This window comes from Ottowia thiooxydans, from assembly GCF_040548795.1.
Taxonomy (GTDB): Bacteria; Pseudomonadota; Gammaproteobacteria; order Burkholderiales; family Burkholderiaceae_C; genus Ottowia; species Ottowia thiooxydans_A.
Genome location: NZ_JBEPSH010000003.1, coordinates 478,407 through 495,799 on the forward strand (window position 1 = coordinate 478,407; position 17,393 = coordinate 495,799).

General features: G+C 55.7%; 17 protein-coding genes and 1 pseudogene. 8 read left to right on the forward strand and 10 right to left on the reverse strand.

The genetic code is table 11. The annotated features are described in order from the left end of the window. Positions 1–132: 132 nt before the first annotated feature. Positions 133–441, reverse strand: a complete 309-nt coding sequence (locus tag ABIE13_RS09045) for a hypothetical protein (RefSeq protein WP_354442804.1) — start codon at positions 439–441, stop codon at positions 133–135. 237 nt (positions 442–678) lie between these two features. Between ABIE13_RS09045 and ABIE13_RS09050 the strand changes: the two genes are divergently transcribed. The 5 genes from ABIE13_RS09050 (at position 679) to ABIE13_RS09070 (ending at position 5,737) form a co-directional block, all read left to right on the forward strand. Then, positions 679–2,220 (forward strand): recombinase family protein, encoded by a 1,542-nt coding sequence (locus ABIE13_RS09050; protein ID WP_354442805.1) that lies wholly within the window; start codon positions 679–681, stop codon positions 2,218–2,220. Between the two features lie 909 nt (positions 2,221–3,129). Further along, positions 3,130–4,476: a hypothetical protein gene (locus ABIE13_RS09055; protein ID WP_354442806.1), complete on the forward strand. Its 1,347-nt coding sequence runs from the start codon at positions 3,130–3,132 to the stop codon at positions 4,474–4,476. Between the two features lie 215 nt (positions 4,477–4,691). After that, on the forward strand, positions 4,692–4,877 hold the full coding sequence (locus ABIE13_RS09060) for a hypothetical protein (RefSeq protein WP_354442807.1): 186 nt from the start codon (positions 4,692–4,694) through the stop codon (positions 4,875–4,877). 15 nt (positions 4,878–4,892) lie between these two features. Beyond that, on the forward strand, positions 4,893–5,582 hold the full coding sequence (locus tag ABIE13_RS09065; protein ID WP_354442808.1) for an AMP-binding protein: 690 nt from the start codon (positions 4,893–4,895) through the stop codon (positions 5,580–5,582). After that, positions 5,579–5,737, forward strand: a complete 159-nt coding sequence (locus ABIE13_RS09070; RefSeq protein ID WP_354442809.1) for a hypothetical protein — start codon at positions 5,579–5,581, stop codon at positions 5,735–5,737. Before ABIE13_RS09065 ends, ABIE13_RS09070 begins: the two co-directional genes overlap by 4 nt. A gap of 436 nt (positions 5,738–6,173) precedes the next feature. Here the strand turns inward: ABIE13_RS09070 and ABIE13_RS09075 are convergent, their stop codons facing one another. The 3 genes and pseudogenes from ABIE13_RS09075 to ABIE13_RS09085 all read right to left on the reverse strand — a co-directional run. Next, a complete protein-coding gene (locus ABIE13_RS09075) occupies positions 6,174–6,539 on the reverse strand; it encodes a hypothetical protein (protein WP_354442810.1) in 366 nt (121 codons plus the stop codon). Positions 6,540–7,136: 597 nt separating this feature from the next. Further along, complete coding sequence (locus tag ABIE13_RS09080; protein WP_354442811.1) at positions 7,137–7,358, reverse strand: transposase; 222 nt, start codon at positions 7,356–7,358, stop codon at positions 7,137–7,139. A gap of 156 nt (positions 7,359–7,514) precedes the next feature. Continuing rightward, positions 7,515–7,667 (reverse strand): annotated as a pseudogene (locus tag ABIE13_RS09085) (transposase); the annotation flags it as partial. A gap of 120 nt (positions 7,668–7,787) precedes the next feature. Here ABIE13_RS09085 and ABIE13_RS09095 point away from each other — a divergent pair. Further along, positions 7,788–8,123, forward strand: coding sequence for a hypothetical protein (locus ABIE13_RS09095; RefSeq protein WP_354442812.1), 336 nt, complete (start codon positions 7,788–7,790; stop codon positions 8,121–8,123). A 59-nt stretch (positions 8,124–8,182) separates the two neighbouring features. On the opposite strand, the gene ABIE13_RS09100 is transcribed toward ABIE13_RS09095, so the two are convergent. Beyond that, on the reverse strand, positions 8,183–8,428 hold the full coding sequence (locus ABIE13_RS09100; protein ID WP_354442813.1) for a helix-turn-helix domain-containing protein: 246 nt from the start codon (positions 8,426–8,428) through the stop codon (positions 8,183–8,185). A gap of 87 nt (positions 8,429–8,515) precedes the next feature. On the opposite strand from ABIE13_RS09100, the gene ABIE13_RS09105 reads away from it, so the two are divergent. Together ABIE13_RS09105 and ABIE13_RS09110 are read left to right on the forward strand one after the other, a co-directional pair. Continuing rightward, positions 8,516–9,190 carry a hypothetical protein gene (locus tag ABIE13_RS09105; RefSeq protein WP_354442814.1) on the forward strand — a complete coding sequence of 225 codons (675 nt, stop codon included), beginning with the start codon at positions 8,516–8,518 and terminating at the stop codon, positions 9,188–9,190. A gap of 199 nt (positions 9,191–9,389) precedes the next feature. Continuing rightward, positions 9,390–9,566 carry a hypothetical protein gene (locus ABIE13_RS09110; protein WP_354442815.1) on the forward strand — a complete coding sequence of 59 codons (177 nt, stop codon included), beginning with the start codon at positions 9,390–9,392 and terminating at the stop codon, positions 9,564–9,566. Between the two features lie 64 nt (positions 9,567–9,630). Here the strand turns inward: ABIE13_RS09110 and ABIE13_RS09115 are convergent, their stop codons facing one another. The 5 genes from ABIE13_RS09115 to ABIE13_RS09135 form a co-directional block, all read right to left on the reverse strand. Continuing rightward, positions 9,631–10,224, reverse strand: a complete 594-nt coding sequence (locus ABIE13_RS09115; RefSeq protein ID WP_354442816.1) for a hypothetical protein — start codon at positions 10,222–10,224, stop codon at positions 9,631–9,633. Positions 10,225–10,389: 165 nt separating this feature from the next. Next, positions 10,390–10,590, reverse strand: a complete 201-nt coding sequence (locus tag ABIE13_RS09120; protein WP_354442817.1) for a hypothetical protein — start codon at positions 10,588–10,590, stop codon at positions 10,390–10,392. Positions 10,591–10,862: 272 nt separating this feature from the next. After that, positions 10,863–14,750, reverse strand: coding sequence for a CHC2 zinc finger domain-containing protein (locus ABIE13_RS09125; protein ID WP_354442818.1), 3,888 nt, complete (start codon positions 14,748–14,750; stop codon positions 10,863–10,865). 143 nt (positions 14,751–14,893) lie between these two features. After that, complete coding sequence (locus ABIE13_RS09130) at positions 14,894–15,142, reverse strand: helix-turn-helix transcriptional regulator (protein ID WP_354442819.1); 249 nt, start codon at positions 15,140–15,142, stop codon at positions 14,894–14,896. Between the two features lie 198 nt (positions 15,143–15,340). After that, entirely contained in the window at positions 15,341–16,798 is a 1,458-nt protein-coding gene (locus tag ABIE13_RS09135) for a tyrosine-type recombinase/integrase (RefSeq protein ID WP_354442820.1), read from the reverse strand. Positions 16,799–17,393: the final 595 nt, after the last annotated feature.

A 17,393-nucleotide genomic window follows, 5' to 3' on the forward strand; every position in this document is an offset into this window, starting at 1 on the left:
TGGCGGCAAAAAGTCGCTGGCGGAGATCAACTGACAGGAAGCGCTCTCGGTCTTACTTGGGGGTAGGAGTGATCAGAACCCGCGCGCTGCCGCCTCGCCCTGCACGCGAGCAAGGCGGCCGAGAACGCGCCTCTAGCACTCCGGCGATTCCTGCCCTACAGCGTCTACGGCAGCTTCAAAGATCTCCTGAGCATGTTGAGCACCATATATGTCTTCAGCCTGCGCCAGCGCGATTTTCATCAGATTCTGGCGCATATTGGCAAAGGCCTCCCGGTCAAGTGTCTGGTACAGCGCTTCACGTGATATCCCGCTTTGCCGTGACAGCAAGTGAGCTGCGTCCACGCCAGCTTGCGGAACCCGATACTGCCCGCCTTGTGCCACCGGAATGGCAAGCGGAACCAAGGGGTTTGCGCTGACGGCATGCCAATGTCCAAAGGTCATCGCATTTGCCGCGATTCCTCGACGATCGTCTCCATGAGCAGGTGGAGATATAACTCGCCCCACCTACGCAGACGCCTTCTCTGCCAGAATTCCCGCTCTAGAGCTCTAGCACTCGAACGTGAGAACCACCCTCACGAATGCCGTCTGGCGAACTCGGGACCAAGGAACGAATAAAGTCCAACCCCTCGAATTTGGGGGTATGGTGGTACCTTGAGGTTGACCCTACTGGAGTGTGATATGACCGCCGTCACGAAGCCACTGCCGGATTTACGGGCATCCGCATATCTGCGAATGTCGAGTGACAAGCAAGAGCTTTCTCTCAGCACCCAACTGGAGGCGATCCGGTCGTACGCTTTTAAGAATGGCCTCACGCTTATCAAGATCTACCAGGACACAGCAAAAAGCGGCCTGAGAATCGAAAACCGCGATGGAATGAAGGAACTCCTTCGGGATGTTTTAGAGGTGCCACCGCCTTTCGAGGTGGTGCTGGTCTATGACGTAAGCCGTTGGGGCCGCTTTCAGGACATCGACGCAGCTGCTTACTACGAGTACACCTGCCGCATGAACGGTGTCCGTGTGGTCTATGTTCAAGAGCCCTTCGGCTCCGACATTGATCCTCTAACCGCATTGCTGAAGACTCTAAAAAGGGCAATGGCGGCGGAGTACGCTCGCGAATTAGGTGTGAAAACACGTGCGGGACAGGACCGTGCCATTCAACTGGGATTTCAGATGGGATCCCTACCACCTTTGGGTTTAAGGCGGGTTGCGATTGATCGATGGGGAAACAGGCGACCGTTGGCACCATTCCAGAGGAAGGGCTTACAGAACGAACGCATTGCCTGGGTACTTGGGCCGGAAAGCGAGGTCAAGCTCGTGAACCGCATTTTTGAACTGTACGCCGCTGAGGGCGGGACCATTAAAAAGACGGCGAGGACACTTCAAGAAGAAGGCGTTTTGACGCCAAGTGGAAATCAATTCAGGGCGCCTGTTGTTGATCGATTACTAAGGTGTGAGGCGTTCGCGGGAAATTTCGTCTGGGGACGGGCGCACCACGCGGCGGGCAAAGCCATAAGAAAACGGCCAGCAACCAGGGCGGAAGGCGTTATCGAACGAGTGGTTCAGAAAGAATTATGGGACCGGGTACAGCGTAAGCTCTGGAAGCGCAGAAGACAGCAATCCGATAAGGAAGAGCTTTTGGAGATCCTTCGGGCCAAGTTGGCCCAGGATCCAAACGTCAACACACTAGATCTCGAAGCAATTGGCATCAGATCGAGAAAGGCATATACGAATGCCTTTGGCTCTGTGGCTAAGGCCCTGGAGCTTGCAGGCAGAGATTCGCGAGCAGCGCGCTCGTTGCACGAAAAACGCAAAGTGGTTGGACGTAATGTCGGAAATCAACTTGGCAAGGATATCGCCGCACTCATTGCCTCGGAAGGCATCGCTTGCCATATCCATACCCGGAGTCGCGTCCTGATCATCGAGAGTCGTTGCAGGCTTAGGATCCAATTAATTTGGCCGCGAAGCCCACTTCTCACCAAACGCTGGCAGTTCCCGAAGAAGTCACGGTTCCCAGCCGCTGATTGGGTACTGTTGGCACAGATGCAAGAGGACAAAACTGCTCTCCAATTCTTCCTTTTCACAATGGAAGAAAGTCGCAATGCTCCCTCATGGCTGGGAGAAGCTCCACCGCCACCGCTGATAGCACTTCGTTCGGCCAGTGAGTTGAAATGCGCGATCATCGCGGCCACTCAAAGAAGCATCCATTCTCAAGTTGATTGACGGTTGTCTCGTGGGGGGCACTCCAGTCCGTGAGGTGACGCTCGCCGGCAAAAGTATCCGCGCGCCCTCGGGCAAAGCCCGCCGCACGTGCGCGATCACCTCGGCCTGGCCCACCACCTGCCCCCCGACTATTCGATCTGGCCGTTGGCGAGCTGGATCACAACTTCGGCCTCCTGCCGGCGAAGCTTGTTCGGTTTGGTGCCTTTGGCGTTACAGCCGCGCAAAAGCAGCGCGACTGACGATGCTGTTGGCGCTGGGTAATCAGTAGATGAAGCAGAAGCAAATCATGGCCACGCAGGGATAGGGGCGCCTGCAAGCTGCTAAAGCGGCTAAAGCGGCTAAACAAAGCCTGGGGCTGCTCTCAATACAAAACAGGCGGCCCCGAACCAGGTCTTGGTGAAATTTAGAAACCTATGCGTGCCGCGTAGCGTCAGGCACATCCATCAAATGGGGTTTAGCAGACCTGCCCTAGTGCATTTGAAATGAGAACGTTTTGACGCAGGACAGCTGCGATGTAGTGCTGCTACAACGACTGAAAAAAATTTCTCTTGAAATTAAGTTTTGCAAATGTTTTTGATATTAACCAAACTTTCACTTTTTCTTTAGAAGCTATAAATCTAAAGTGCCTAGTTGCGTAACGAATTTTTCGTTGCATCTTGCTATTTGATCTGTCGACTTATCAAGGGGGAGCTTATGAATACACGCCAATTAACCACCAAATCGGCCGATCCGAGACGTGGTAGTCTAAAGTTGCCACTGCTTTCTATGGCGCTTCTGTGCCTTATGTCGGCAACTAGCGTACAAGCAGCACAACTGACATGTGGGAGCACGCCGTTGCGAGTGAGCACGACGGCGGCATCGGGTTGGACGAGCGATGCCAAGTACGTGACCGATCCAGGAGGCAACCCCATGGCCACAGTGCTCGACAAGCGGTGGACTGGGACGGGCACCTATTTCGATCCAGTTGGAGTCACGCATGGCGCCGGCGCCGGCACGCTGGCCGGGCAGCCCCTGCAAGGTCACTGGCTGTCATTTGGTACGGGGGGGGACGGGGATCCGGTTGTGAACGTTACCGGTGTCACCGCCAATGGGGCCTGGACTGCTGGTCGCGTGATGTTCATCCGTACCGAGCCCATCACCGTCGGGACCAATGTGGACCTGTCCACCATCAAGATCGTTGGCACAGGCGGCGCCGACTTTGACGGGCGCTTCGTGGTCAAGCCCTCTACATTGCCCGGCGGTGTCTCCAACACCACCAACTGGTTCAAGAGCACCGCCATGATCAATGGCTGGACTGCACCGCAGGCCATTAATATGGAAGATGGCAACCTGGGCTTTTACTACGGCGACAACACCATTGGTGTTTCACTGAACGGCGATGGCACGACCGCGGTCTGGCCCACCGGGATGATGCTCGACGTGGAAATCACGGCGGACTGCCTGACCCCACCGGCACCGCAGCCTACGGCAGCCCTGATTTGCCCTGTTGGCAATACAGCAGGCCAGACGGTTCGCGTTGGCCCGTTCACTACCAACGCACGTGACTGGAAATGGACCTGGCGCACGAATGCGGCGGGCACGGCGTTGGAGAATGTTGAGCAGCCCTTGTTCGACAACTATAGTTGGGCCGGTGCCTACGTCAATCCAGCAACGCTACCAGCAGGCCAGGAAACCAACGCTCGCTGGATTAGCCCTGGTACCACAAATCCGGGCGCAAGCGATGTTCCCGGGCTGCCTTATCCAGCGGCGACTGGACAGGCAAAGGCGGGTTACCACGCTTCCGTATTTGTGATGAATCAACCCATTACCGTGGGCAACAACGTCGATCTGGCGTCCATCAAGTTGGATGGTCGATTTGCGTTTGACGACTATGGCAATTCCGTTTTTGTGCAGCCTGCGGGCGGAGCACCGGTCTTCGACAACTCTGGTCTCTACCTGCCTAACGGATATGGTTCATTCCAAACTGCCACGACGCCTAATATCCCGGGTTTCGCGCGTGGCCAGAACACCATTGGTCTGATGCTGGATGGTCTGCAAGCGACTAACGCCTGCTCCGATGGAGTATGTGCAATGGCTGCCATGGCAGACTTCTATGTGACAGCTGCGTGTACTGGAGTGGATCCTGTCGTGACGCCGCCTGCTGGAGCATCTACCCCCACGGCGGTGCCTGTTCTGGGCCTGGGCGGCCTGGGTCTGCTGGGCTTGCTGAGCGCTGGCTTGGGCGGCTTGGCGCTGCGCCGCCGTCAGCGGCCTTGATGTAATAGGGCTTAGCGAAAAAGGGGGAGTTGCATGAGCGTGCAATTCCCCTTTTTTTTTGGGGTACAACGGTTCTGGTGCCAGAACATAGTCGCCAAGAACTTTCTCCATTCGTCCCTTTCCTTATCGTGCGTAATAGAGGACGTTCTCCGGCTTGGCTAGTCTCTGTGTTTCAGTGAGAACTTTTCATTAAGATTACGAATTGCCCGATCACCATGGGCATGGCGCCCCACACGCAGGTGGCCCGGCAGATACTGTGGAAAGTCTCGGAGCCCCTTTTCGACGAGATGTTATCCCGCCCCGATATCGAGAAAATCTCCGCGCGCGTGCTAGCCAGCAACCGCCGGGTGCTCTTTGCGCTGGCCAACAACGAGCACTTCGTTCCCGAAGCCCTGCTGTGACAGGAGTGCCTGGGAGTGGACGGCAAGCGTCTGGATGTGCTGGCTATCGCGTGCTTCAAGGGCTTGGCGCTGCGCCTCCCCAAACAACCGCTGGAGTGTCCCACCTCCGCCGTGCCGGCAACGCCTGAGCTTCGCTTGCAGGCCCTGCGCATTGCAGGTGTAGGCGGTGACCGGATCATCCCGTCGCAACTCCAATCCTTTGCTGACCGCTATGCGGAGACAGACTTCCATGTCAACGCGTTCAGACCCAGCTACGGTCTCGCGGAGACAACCCTTGCCGTGACCGTGTGCGAGCTTCCGTGGGCACGGGCGCATCGACGTTTCATCGTGAATTCCGCGAGTGGTGTTGCCGATGCGGAAGGTGCCGTTTCCTGTGCGCAGGACTTCGTCAGTTGCGGAAGGCCGCTGCCTGGGTGGCGACTGACGGTGCGAGATGAGCGCGGGGCGGCGCTTCCCGCCGGCATCGTGGGCGATGTCATGGTGTATGGCGCCGCGCAGATGTCCGGCATCTACGATGCATGTCAGCCTTCGATTGCTGGAGCCCGCGACCGGCGTTGCCACGAGCGACATGGGTTTTCTCGATGCAGAGGGCGATCTGTTCATCACGGGCCGCAGGAAGGACGTCATGATCGTGCGCGGCAGGAATGTCTGGCCACAGGATATCGAACAGGCGGTGGCAGAACTCCTGTGTTCGGAGACGGGTGATCCTGCTGCTCCAGGATCAAGGGGCGTTGCCTGAGTCCGACCTGTTCCTGCTCATGCATGAGAACGCGGTACGCCAATCCGTTCATTCGCACGCGCTCGGAACCATCGCCTCAGCCGCTGCCGGCCTGCTGGGTGCTCCGACGCGGTGGATGTAGTCTCCAATGGCTGCATCGAGCGGACCACCTCGGGAAAGAAGGCTCGGGCCGCGACGCGCGAACGTTTTTTGAGCGGGAAGACCATGACGCTGCCCGCATTGTCTCCATGAAGCCAAAGACATCTGAGCCAAGATAGCCTGGAAATCACCCGCTGCCTGATTGCGGAGACACTGCTGATCCCGCAGGACAGTATCCAATCGCATGACGAGATAGCGCAGCTGAAGAATATCGACAGCCTGTCACTCGAGATGATCATCGCCTATCGAGACCGACACGGGGAAAGCCATCGACTCTATGCGCATGTTGGAGCTCAAGACGGTGGGCGACCTGGAGTGTTCATCCGGAGCGGTTCCTTGAGGATTTGGTGGTTGGCGACTTTCAGTCTCTCAAACCCAATCCAGATGACACCCGGCGACAACCTATTGAAGCTTCACAGCTAGTCCTTATGGCAAATATCTGCAGAGAGTGCCTTTGCAAATCTCATTGCACTCTTGGAGGTCTTGTCTGCACAACTCTCTTCAACCTGCATACTCGATTCAGATATATGCTCGTGCAGCAAATGTGAAAGGCGATTAAATTCCTCCTTTTTTTTCGGTTTGAAAACCATTGAGCGGAGATCTTTAATATCACAATCAGCTTGATTGAGTTGCCTTATTAAAATGCGCTGCCATGGCTCTTTTTGAGGTAAAATCTCAAGAAGAGCCTGAATTATATCTTCCAACTGCTCTATTAATGCCTGAGTATTTAAAGATGAAAGCCCATACTTGGCACTAACGGATTTTGGCTTGAATAATCCGTTCATATTAATCCAAGTGAATTTGATAAAATGGTGTTTGCACCATAAGAAATGGTTTAATTACTCTTCAAATGGATAATTCTTTTACTTATATAAGCACTTATCAAATTAAATGTAATTTGCAAGCTGTTCTGTGAGGATGTTAAGGTTGCAGGTGAAGCGGACAAGTCAAAGGCCGTATGGGGTAGAATGGGTTACGTGATCAACGTACAAAAGTGTATTTTTACCGATTTTTAATTCTTTTGTGTTTGATTTTTTGCGAGAAAATTTGCTATATGGACTGTTTCTAATCCAGACACATTCCAGCTTTAGAGGGGCTAACACGACTGCTCAATAAAATCATGAACCGATGAACGCAACTGCTGGCAACAGTAGCGTTTGATGAGTCTCCAGCTGAGGCTCGAGGCGGATACGCAATTTTCCAAAGCCCGCATACCAGCCATGTATTCTCTCGATAACCCAGCCGGTGCTTGCCAAGTCATCTACTGCTTCAACGCGCTTTGCGCGCAATACGGTTGGTGATTCCACGTCGTTTCAGGTATTCACGACAACGCTGTAGTCGTAGCCCTTACCAGCATGCAGTTTGGTCGGTTGGCACCGTGGTCACCCGCGCAGTCCTTTAAGGGCAGGTAGCGCATCCAGGCATTTCTCGAACATCATCGAGTCATGTCGGTTGGCTCCGCTGATCAATACTGCCAGCGGAATGCCACGTGTATCTACGACGATGTGTCGTTGCCTCGGTCTGTTGGATTGGGGCCTGTTTCCTGATCCCCGGGGGCTTGGAACCGACGAGCCGGCAATGCTCGTGCCGCTCCAATCGTACATGACGCCCCCTTTGCCACACGTTCAATTCATGCTGGTTCGAAGCTATAGATTGCGCCCATACATTCGGACTCTGATGCGGCTTGCGTCGCTGTCTCTGACCAATCCAGCCGACCGGCTCTCTTCTCGCTCGAGCTTTACGTTCGATGTGATGAAGCACTGCCCGTGCGCCATGGATCAACAGGGTTCGTAGATAGGTATCGCCGCGTTTGCTGATGCCCAGCAGATTCGATTTGCCGCAGGACTGCCGGGTACCGGCCCCAGCCAAGGTGCCAGCTGCCGTCCGTTGCCGAGGTTCTTCGCGTCGCCGACCGTGGTCCAACTTTTCACGCCGGACGCTGGCGAGACCTGGCTACCGGGCGCTTTTGATCCCGATGACCACGGCCACGCCTTTGGCGCGATGCGAACCTGCAAAGCTGAGAAAATGTCAACATGAGGCAGCGCCTGAAGTCACCCATTGAGAGCGATGGTTACTGGCTTAGCATGCCTGGTGCGCGCCGGGGAACGTTCGGTCTCGTCTGGGTGCGGGACAACGGAGACATCGAGGTTGAGCTATGCGAGCGCGGCAGCGGCGCTTCCACCCTCTATGTCGTGACTAAACAGTACCTGCCGACGCTGGCCGAACAATTGGCGCTCGGCTTTGGCGGCAAGGCTCAAAGTATAGACGCATTGCCTGACAGACTCAGCACTTTTCTCGACGTTAAGAGCCTGGTTGACTGGCTCACATTGAGGTCAGGCGTGCCTGTCAGCAAACGCGTGAATCTTTAAGCTTGACCGGTTCAGCGACAGGTGCTCCCCAACGCCGTCCATCATCAAGCGCCCTTCAATCAAAGTTGTGCACGGGCCAGTAGTTCAGCCCCCGTGATTTCCAATGCCCTAGCAATTCTCAGCACTGAAGCAATCCCCGGGTTTTGCTGACCTCGTTCGATGCTGCTCATGTAAGAACGGTCAATTTCGCTTTGATGGGCCAGTTCTTCCTGAGAAATTTTCTTCTCTAGACGCGCCTGCCGAATCGCCGCTCCGAGCGCAATCAAGTCGGGATGATCGGCGTGCTGTGGCGATGCAATTGGCATATGCGCATCGTCTTTTTTTGACGCCAATCACACCACGGATGATCTTCCACATATACTTACATCCATCTTCAGCAACATTCAAAAGACATGCAGATGTCCGCCATAAAGTACACGGTCATTTTGACTGCGGCCCTGACGGTGGCCTGCACACAGAAAACCCCGAACGAGTCTTCCTCGAAAGCAGCACAACAACCTATCGAAGCGCTGCTCAGCGAAATTGACACGCTAAACGACCTATGCCGTGGTGGAAGCGGAAGCACCCCAAAAACATCTCAGGCCTGCGAAAAGCGCGATGACAAGTCGCTCGAGGCGGAAAAGCGAGGTTGGTGCTGGGGGCCACAAGCAGCCATCGGTGCTAATCAGCACTGGATGCGATGTTCAGACGACAAGACCACCGAAAATGCCCCCGCGACATTCCGCGATGCAGCAGCCTCTAGTGGCACTTCTGGGCGGTCAACGGCAATGCCCGAGACTGGAGACTCTCAGCTTGCTGTGCAGGCAACCGCTCCGGCTAAGCGCCAGTGGTTTGGCAGAAATCCGAGTAAATCTAGCTGTTTAGAGGTTGACTCACCAGCCGAAAAAATCCGCGAAATTCAGAGTTTCGGTCAGTACGCCACCACGAATGACCTTGCCGGTGGAGTCATTGAGGTTGAGCGCCCGCTTGGCGGGGGACGCGCTGAAGTCTGGACATTTTTTCCGACTATGGCGCAGTGCATGGCGTCGTTGCCGCGCAACCAGGGAATCAATAGTCGATACGAGTGATTTCCTGCAATCAATTAGCTCGCACAGTGATTGCCTATGTAAAGCGACGTCAGGCCAGAAGCGACCATCAGCACATACTCCATCAGAGGTGCTGCAAACCACAAGCCGGATGACTCAAATTCGGCAGCAGCCAGAAGTACCTCACGCAATATACGTCGCGGCTCTTCTTAAAGAAACTTCATCAAAAAAAGGAAATTTCATGAAATACGCTTCTATCGCCGCCTTGTTCATCGGTACAGTGTTCTTTATGACTGATTTGATACAGCGCATGAGGCCTGGCGCTCAATTTCAAGAGGCTGAGACTGGGATTTTCTTTCTGCTACTTGCTATCGCTATCCGGCTACTCTGGCCAGAAAACCCTCCCAAGCAGCAATAAGTCGAGCCTCTCAAGTCTTTTTCCTTCACCACAAAGTCGTCTCGATCTTGAATGCGACAAGTGATCAGAAGCCGCGTGCTGCAGCCTCGCCCTGCACGCGAGCAAGGCGGTCAAGAATTCGCCTCTGACACTCCGGCGACTCCTGGCCGATCTCACCGATAATGGTCTCAAAAAACGTCGCTGCTCGCTCAACGCCATACGCAGCTTCGGCCTGTGCCAAGGCAATTTTCATGAGGTCTCGACGCATGTTGGCCGCGTCCATCAGCGCACGCGGCACGCGCACTTTCAACTTCCCATCTGGCCCAGCCGAAAGTGAATACGCGCGCAGCAAATCGGCATCGTGAAGCAACAAGTCCAATTGTTCCCAAAACCGGAGCGCTCTATGCGCTGCGGGTACCGGATTCTCGATCGCCTGCCCGAGAGTTTCCGGATTCGGAATGGCACGTCGTATTTCCAGTCCCAGCGCTGATGTCGCTTTCATGTCAGCATCGTCGACACGGCCAATGGCATCCTGCCGCCATCGAACAAACGTGCCATAAGGCACGGAGGGAAACTTTTCACGCGCCAGCCGGGCACCTTCGCGCGCGCCGTGCTTGGCCGTCAGCGTTCGGATATCGGCGATCGCTTCATCCCGCATCGGGCTTGCAGGTCTTGCCATAGGAAACCTCTCAAAACTCAAAACCGCCTCATTGGCGTTTCGATATTTTTCCGTCACGACCCCATTTGGGCGAGGTAGTTTTGAAATTCACCCCAAGTCAGCACCAGACTCGCTACCCACAGTTCCTGGGCCACCCCGGACCTAGTCGGCGCCACCAGCATGCCGTCACGGGACCATGACGACGTTTTTCATATCCACGCGCAGAAACAGCGCCAGCCAGCACTGCATCGCCGCGCGCTGTGACCGGCTGTGACCAAAACCGTTTTTGAGCCCGGTCACACAGAACCCGCTCCCGTACTGAGTTTCCGGCGATGTGACCGTGCGACCGGGAAAACCACGAATACCCGGATACATATTTCTCGACACTACGTCCTTCTATCGTTTTTCTTTTTTTAACTCAAGAAAGTAGAAAAGTTGCGGTCACATGGTCACACTGCTGGAAATCCTTGATACACGGAGCTTTTGTGTGACCAAACGCCCGGTCACAGCCGGTCACGGCCGGTCACAACGTCTTCTTGGGAGGAAAAAACCGCCCGAAGGCGGCTGCGCAGGTGGCAGGTGGCAGGTGGCAGGTGGCAGGTGGCAGGTGGCAGGTGGCAGGTGGCAGGTGGCAGGTGGCAGGTGGCAGGTGGGTGAGTTCAGAATGCGGGCTCGTCCACTGCATCGACATGAGCTTGGCTCCCCACCTTCTGCAGAAGCACGCACTTCACTGTTTTTTTTCCGATTCGATGCGAGCCCACGCCCCGTCCGTCTGCACTGATCAGCTTCAGGATCTCGTCTTTCTTCTTCCGATATCCGGGTGCCTCTGATGGATCAAAGTGCATGCTGATGTAGTCGTCCAGCACCTTTTTGGCGCTCGTCAGGTAGTACCGAGTCTCTGGGCCACAGCCATCCTGTACAAGGTAGTTTTGCTGTCTGTAGAGCCACGGCAGTGCGTCCGCTGCCATCTGGGGCAGAGAGTCCGAGAACCTCTCATACAGCGTGTCTAAGCCGTGTCGTCGAATGAATCCATTGACCCAGCGTTCTGCGGACGTCTGGGCTTCCAGCTTACCCATAGCTTGCATTTTCGCGACCATGCGGTTGAGGGTCGCCGCAGTGTAGGCCAGCACGCTGTTGAAGTACCTTGGCTTTCCCACGTCATTAAACATCGGGCGCAGATCAAGCGAACCGGTCTCCTTAAAGATGCTCATCCGGTTTGCAAATTGGTCTTCAATGCCGTGGCTGGTCACGAGGGAGCCCACGCTTTCGGCTGACAGGAAAATCTTGGCGAAGATTTCGACACTGGAAACGAGCTTGTTCTTGGGAGAAAGGGTAATCTCCGATTGAAGCTGCTTCAGTTCAGATTTAACCGTCTTGAACTCGTCAACCACGAGGGCGAAGGCGCGTTTGAACTCCTCGGGTGTTCGTCCAACGGGCTTCCCCTCGAACATAGCCTCAATTTCCTTCATGCTGGTTTCCACCACGAGCCCGAGTTCCTTGAGGACGCCCAGCAGAAAGCCCTTGCCCCAATCGGAATCCGCCAATATCCACAGATAGCACTTCTTGCGGTCCCGTGCGAAACGCGACATCACCAGGAATTCGAGGAATTCTTCAAAGCGGGTGAAGTGCTGCTTGTAGTCCGCGATGATCGCCTGCTCGTAGCCGCCAGGCACCTCGAACGGCTTGTGGGTGAGCGCGATACGCGCCTTGTCCTCGATCAAGCTCATGCTGGCGTGTTCGGCGAACATATCGGTGCGCCATTCGATATTGTCGCGCTGATTCCAGTATTTCAGGTGATCGAGAATGGTCTCGTTCACGGCGCAGGCAATCTCGTGCTTCAAAGCTTTTTCCTCGTCTTTGGTCAACGGTCCATCGGCTACAGCATCTCTAAACATGTCGGCGATCGCCATTTTCTTGACAGGATTGCCGAAGGCTTGAACCAAAAACTTAAAGGCATCACCGGCATGAAACTGGTTCAAGGCCTCAACTTGGTTCAGCAAGAAGACCTTGCTTTTCGAGCCTGACCAGAACGCTCCGGCGATCATGCGGGCAATCACGCCAACATCAATCCCGAATTTGGCGATCGCCTCGGTGTCGCCTGCTGGGACGTCGAGCGCGTGGCACAGTCTGCGCTCAATGGCGTCGGCGATCTGCTGCGCAGCGGGGCTGGTTGCATTCATCCGCTCAGCACCCTCCGCCACCTGAACCAGTGCCTGCCCGGATAGTTCGACATCTGCTTTCAGGTCAAGGTCATCCCACTCTTCGAACGGCGGCTCTTTCATGCCGGCTTGCGCCCATAGTCCCGAGACCCAAGACTCCCCGGGCTGCAGAACTTCGACGGTAGCACCGCCGTCATGGGCGAGCTTGACCGCGTCATTCCCCAGCTCAAGCGGAATCAATGCATACAGGCGAGCATCCGGCAGAAGTTTCCGCACTTCTTTGATGGCAACTCTCAAGCCATCCAAATCGCCATAAGGCCTGAGGATCACGCCGCGCGGATCGATGCACTGGGCAATCTCCTGGTTTTTCATGACAAGTATTTCTGCCGCGAACTCCGCACGGCGAATCTCGTCGGGGTCGGTCGACGGCACCAGCCAAACTGGTCGAATCTTGTCATCCAAGCTGATCGAAGGGGTGAGCGAGAAGCGTTTTTGGACGTCTGAAGCATTCATGGCGTGAGATTTGAGGTGCAGCAGCAGGTCGAAGTCGACCGGCAACTCATCGGCGAGGTCCCATCCGTCAGGGATACCAGCCGAAGGTGGCAGGAAGAATTTCAACGTCTGGCAATGCTCCGCGAGGTGGGCGTACACATCTAGCATGGCAATGGTGCCGGGCTGCTCGATGAATGGAATGAGCTCACCAGCGTTCGGGTTCGGCTCCTTGTATCGTTTTTGATCCGCGTCCGGCCATAGGCCGATCTTTCGGCCGTACACCGACGTCCAGTCGGCGTGTCTGGCCCCCTGGACGCCACCTGGCCATGACATGGTGATCAGCCTGTCCCTGGTGACGCCTTCCGACTCAAACCGGGCCTGCGCGACATCGCACTTCTTCTCTCCCTCGACAAAGATAATTTGCGCATCCGGATGGCTCGCCAACTTGTCCAGGCCATACAGCGGCCTCGGCTTGGCGAATGAGTGCCATTTCCACCGTGCCGCTCCAGTTTTCGAGCTCACGCAGTAGCTTTGCGGGATCAGATCCTTTCCGCCGCTTGGCAGGTCGAAGCGGCAGACATAGCCAAGCAAGCGACCATCACCATCGTGGTAAGGAAAGCGCATGTTGGCCTCCAGCTTCTCCCAGCCGTCACCCTTGCGGCGGTTGAATGTGCTCGTGGGCTCGGGAGCATCGTCGGGTATTGGCGTGATCGGTGTCCACTCCTCCGCCGACTCCGCGCGCTCGACGCGCTTCTTTTCTGGCCCGTCGCTGATAGCCTCCACGTTGCCGACGATGCTCTGCACAGCCTCATGAAACGGCACGCTGTCGTGCTGCATCACGAAGTCGATAGTATCGCCATGCTCGCCGCAGCCGAAGCAATGGTAAAAGCCCTTTGCAGGGACGACAGTAAAAGAGGGGGTGCTCTCAGAATGAAACGGGCACAGACCCTTGTATTCGCTGCCTTGGCGGTTGAGTTCAACCCCGCGAGCGGTGATCAGGCCAACCAGATCAGCGACGCGTGCAGCCTCAATAGTGGAGTCGGCAATCATAATTGTCCCCCGATGAATGTCGTCAGGCCCGGGCACGCGTATTCGCAGCTGGAAGTCGGTTTTGTGTTGGCGGCGTGCATTCGCAATCGCTCGATGGCCGGGTCCTGGTGCTTCAACAATTCGCGCAAAGGTGGGCAGTTCACGTAGCCGATGATGAGGAGACCGCGAGCCTGATGCAGCGTCTGAACGCAAACCTTGGCCGCGCAGTGATCCGGTCCACGCTGGCACCTCTCGAGGCAGGAGTGATGCACCAATTGCGCTCGCTCCGAATTCACCTCGTATTCCTCCTGGAACCACTCGCAGAGATTGAATTGCACAACAGCGATTTCTTCGTGAACCCCAGCCCCCCTCGGGCGCTTGGCTAGCTGCGGCTTTAAGCAGTTGTCCAACTTTCAGTTGAAGCCCCAGTTGCATCGCCGTAGCCGGACGTTGCTGGTCGCAGTAGTATCCGCGCGTCAATTTTCGCTGGCCCGGATAAATGCGAGGGAACGCGCAAACCGCGCCGTGCGCATTCGCGTAGGCAGCTACACGCTTCAGCAACTCGCGCCAGTCGATCCGCGTGATTTCTCCTGTAGCCTCACGCGAGGCCCACTCATCTGCCCTTAGCGTCCACGGCACCACTCTTGGCGCAGAGGTCGGCTCTGAGCGCCCGCAACGCGCGGCAGAATGCGCCTGCGGCAGTACCCACACTGTTACACCATCGCACTTGGCGCCGTGGAGCTCCAACAGATCGCCGAAAAAGTCAAGCGGATCCATCGCCACTTCGTCACACGGAACGGGCTGCTTCGACAAGCTTACAAGGCCGTCGTGGGCTTGGGCAATACGCCCTTGGATTTTATGTTTCATGCTTCATCAAAAAAGATTGTTTTTTGTGAGCCGTAACGTCAAGCGATAGTCGTAACCCTAAGGGGAAGATCTTGATTCTCTGCCGCTCCGCAACGGCCCCAGCCCGTCAGCTCCCCGACAAGGCGGTCGGGCTTTTCGTATGTCTACTGGTGGGTGCTGGTGACCTCTAAAGCATTAGGCTCCCCGCGAGAGAGCCACATCAAAACATCACCAGCGCGCCAGCGACCGCGGGCAACTGGTCGAGGAAAGCTGCCATCTGCCGCGCTTTTGTAAAGCCACGCGCGCTTGCGGCCGACCATCAACTCAACCGTCGCGATCCGCAGGTGCGCGGCCGGGCAGTTCATCGCTGCGAGCATCTGATCTGCTACGTTTTTTTTTGTCGCAATCGCCATTTTTCATCCCTTCACTGAAAAAGCTCAGTACGGTCAAAAGAATACGATCACGACACTCGGTAGACAAATTTATGATTGCGCCCTATGAGCGCCCGGAGCCATAATCTTTTAAAGAAAGCTCAACAGCTACCGTAGTTTTTGGGCGCAAAAAACAGACTAGCAGTCTGTGCGTCTATCAAATATTTCTTGCTTTATGTCTCATGAGCGCAACGCCAATCCCGGACTCAGGTGAAATCTACCTTCCAAGATGAGTTCTATCCGCTCTCCTAGTTTCTTCCAAGCCTCGCGTTTTTCCTCGGCATAGTCGTGATGCAGGTAGTGGCGGCGAACCTTGCTGCCGGCGAGGACATGGTTTTGACAACGGTCGATGATGTCCAGTGTCACACCCAGCCCCTGCATCCACGTCGCGCCGGTGCGGCGTAGATCGTGCGGTGTCCATTCACCGCGCTCCCCACGGGCCAGCACCAAGGTGTTGTCCTGACGGCGATTCTTCAGCTTCTTGGTACGCTCCTTGAATCGCTCCTGCCGGTCACCCACCTGCTTGCTGACCGATTTCACGCAGACATGCGTTGGCTCACTCTTCACGTTCCGAGCGGGAAAGCACCAAGGAGACTGGCCGGTCAGTTCCCGCAATACTTCAAACTGCCGCTTAGCGCCAGCAGACAGAAATATGTAGTGATCCGTCTTCTTGCCGCGCCGGCCCTTGACATGCTCCTTGGGAATAAACCACGTGCCAGTGTTTAGATCAATGTGCTCCCATCGAGCCATCAATAGTTCACCGATCCGGCAGAGCGTGAATAGGCAAATCCAAAGAGCAAGCTGTGTTTGATTCTGGACAGGGCGGGGGGCACTTCGACGATTCTCGGATCCCTCATAGTCGACCTTCATCTGGGCGAAAATGTCGCGCAGCTCACAGACCTCGGCAGGCTGCAGCACGCGGTCGCGAGGGTCAGGGTCGTAATCATCATTCACGATTTGATCGAGCTTCACCAACTCGGCGGGGTTGCACTCGACCAACAGACCGCGCCACGGCTGACGTTGCTCAGCCCAATTGAAAAGCTGGCGCAGATTGTCCAGCAATACCTCAGCCGTTCGCCCACGGCCTCGCCCACGGCCTACTTTGCGCAAGGCCTCGCGCAAGTCGGTTTCCGTGATGTTGCGCACAGGCTTCGCGCCAACGGCGGGCAGGATGTCTTTTTCGAAGGCTCGTTTCAGATCGGCGTTGCCATTGGCACGGGTCACGCCATCTGTAACCCAAGCGGTGAACATTGCGGAAAGTGGTAGGTCTTGCGCCCGCTCCTGTTCGGCATGCCTAATGGTGGCCTGGACTTTGGCCTGGGCTTCAATGCGTGTGGCGATCTTTTCAGCTCGGGGATCGACACCCCGCTTCACCAGGCCGCGCGCCTTGTCACGCTCATCGCGGATGGCCTCCATACTCTTCGCAGGCCAAGTGCCGCAGTAGTGCCAAGTCAGCTTGCCCTCCCACCTGAAGGCGCAGCGAAACACAAGGGATACCGCTTTATCGCGTGCTATTCGGACCTCACCAACCAATCCGTCTCCATCAGCGAGGGTGTCACCTGCCCAGTCAGGCGATATGGCCCTCAGTTCAAGAATCGTCCAGCGCCGGCCTTTGCCGGATCGGGGGTAGCGGGTCATGCTGCAACACTCTCAATGGGTTAACCAATGGGTAAACAATTTTCTAGCTTTCAGTATACCGCTTTGGACGAAGATAGACTAAGAATTCACTATAACATGTTGATTTTCAATGAATTTTTTATATATATCAATCCGTAACCGTCCATGACAGTCCACCAATTAATTGCATGGGGTGCAAGGGGTCGCGAGTTCGAATCCCGCCACGCCGACCATTTATATCAAGGACTTAGCTTCGAAAGGGGCTAAGTCCTTTTTCTTTATCGATTGCTCAGGGGTAATCCGTAAACAGCCTGGTAGATGATCGTAAGCGGTTGAGAGGGCGCACATTTGGTCATGCTGCACTTGATCACGGAACGCATTCAATACGCAGAACCAAAGTAACGCTGATCTGCAGACGCACCAATAATCTGCGCGCCTTCCAGTTGCTCCCTGGGTACTCCAAGCTGGAGTCGACAATAAGGTAGCTTGGCATCGAGCTCGATGACGCGCTAGGGATTTCGGAGCAGACGGAGATCTGATCGTCTGGAAGATCTGCCACTCCGTCTTGCTGATGGCATTGCAGAAAAAGCCCGCGAATGCGTCATTAGTGATCCCG

What these genes read in the sequence shown, in the direction of transcription:
- ABIE13_RS09045 (WP_354442804.1), bottom strand. Translation starts at nt 441, where the DNA reads ATGACCTTTGGACATTGGCATGCCGTCAGCGCAAACCCCTTGGTTCCG.
- ABIE13_RS09050 (WP_354442805.1), top strand. Translation starts at nt 679, where the DNA reads ATGACCGCCGTCACGAAGCCACTGCCGGATTTACGGGCATCCGCATAT.
- ABIE13_RS09055 (WP_354442806.1), top strand. Translation starts at nt 3,130, where the DNA reads ATGGCCACAGTGCTCGACAAGCGGTGGACTGGGACGGGCACCTATTTC.
- ABIE13_RS09060 (WP_354442807.1), top strand. Translation starts at nt 4,692, where the DNA reads ATGGGCATGGCGCCCCACACGCAGGTGGCCCGGCAGATACTGTGGAAA.
- ABIE13_RS09075 (WP_354442810.1), bottom strand. Translation starts at nt 6,539, where the DNA reads ATGAACGGATTATTCAAGCCAAAATCCGTTAGTGCCAAGTATGGGCTT.
- ABIE13_RS09080 (WP_354442811.1), bottom strand. Translation starts at nt 7,358, where the DNA reads ATGTACGATTGGAGCGGCACGAGCATTGCCGGCTCGTCGGTTCCAAGC.
- ABIE13_RS09095 (WP_354442812.1), top strand. Translation starts at nt 7,788, where the DNA reads ATGAGGCAGCGCCTGAAGTCACCCATTGAGAGCGATGGTTACTGGCTT.
- ABIE13_RS09100 (WP_354442813.1), bottom strand. Translation starts at nt 8,428, where the DNA reads ATGCCAATTGCATCGCCACAGCACGCCGATCATCCCGACTTGATTGCG.
- ABIE13_RS09105 (WP_354442814.1), top strand. Translation starts at nt 8,516, where the DNA reads ATGCAGATGTCCGCCATAAAGTACACGGTCATTTTGACTGCGGCCCTG.
- ABIE13_RS09110 (WP_354442815.1), top strand. Translation starts at nt 9,390, where the DNA reads ATGAAATACGCTTCTATCGCCGCCTTGTTCATCGGTACAGTGTTCTTT.
- ABIE13_RS09115 (WP_354442816.1), bottom strand. Translation starts at nt 10,224, where the DNA reads ATGGCAAGACCTGCAAGCCCGATGCGGGATGAAGCGATCGCCGATATC.
- ABIE13_RS09125 (WP_354442818.1), bottom strand. Translation starts at nt 14,750, where the DNA reads ATGAAACATAAAATCCAAGGGCGTATTGCCCAAGCCCACGACGGCCTT.
- ABIE13_RS09130 (WP_354442819.1), bottom strand. Translation starts at nt 15,142, where the DNA reads ATGGCGATTGCGACAAAAAAAAACGTAGCAGATCAGATGCTCGCAGCG.
- ABIE13_RS09135 (WP_354442820.1), bottom strand. Translation starts at nt 16,798, where the DNA reads ATGACCCGCTACCCCCGATCCGGCAAAGGCCGGCGCTGGACGATTCTT.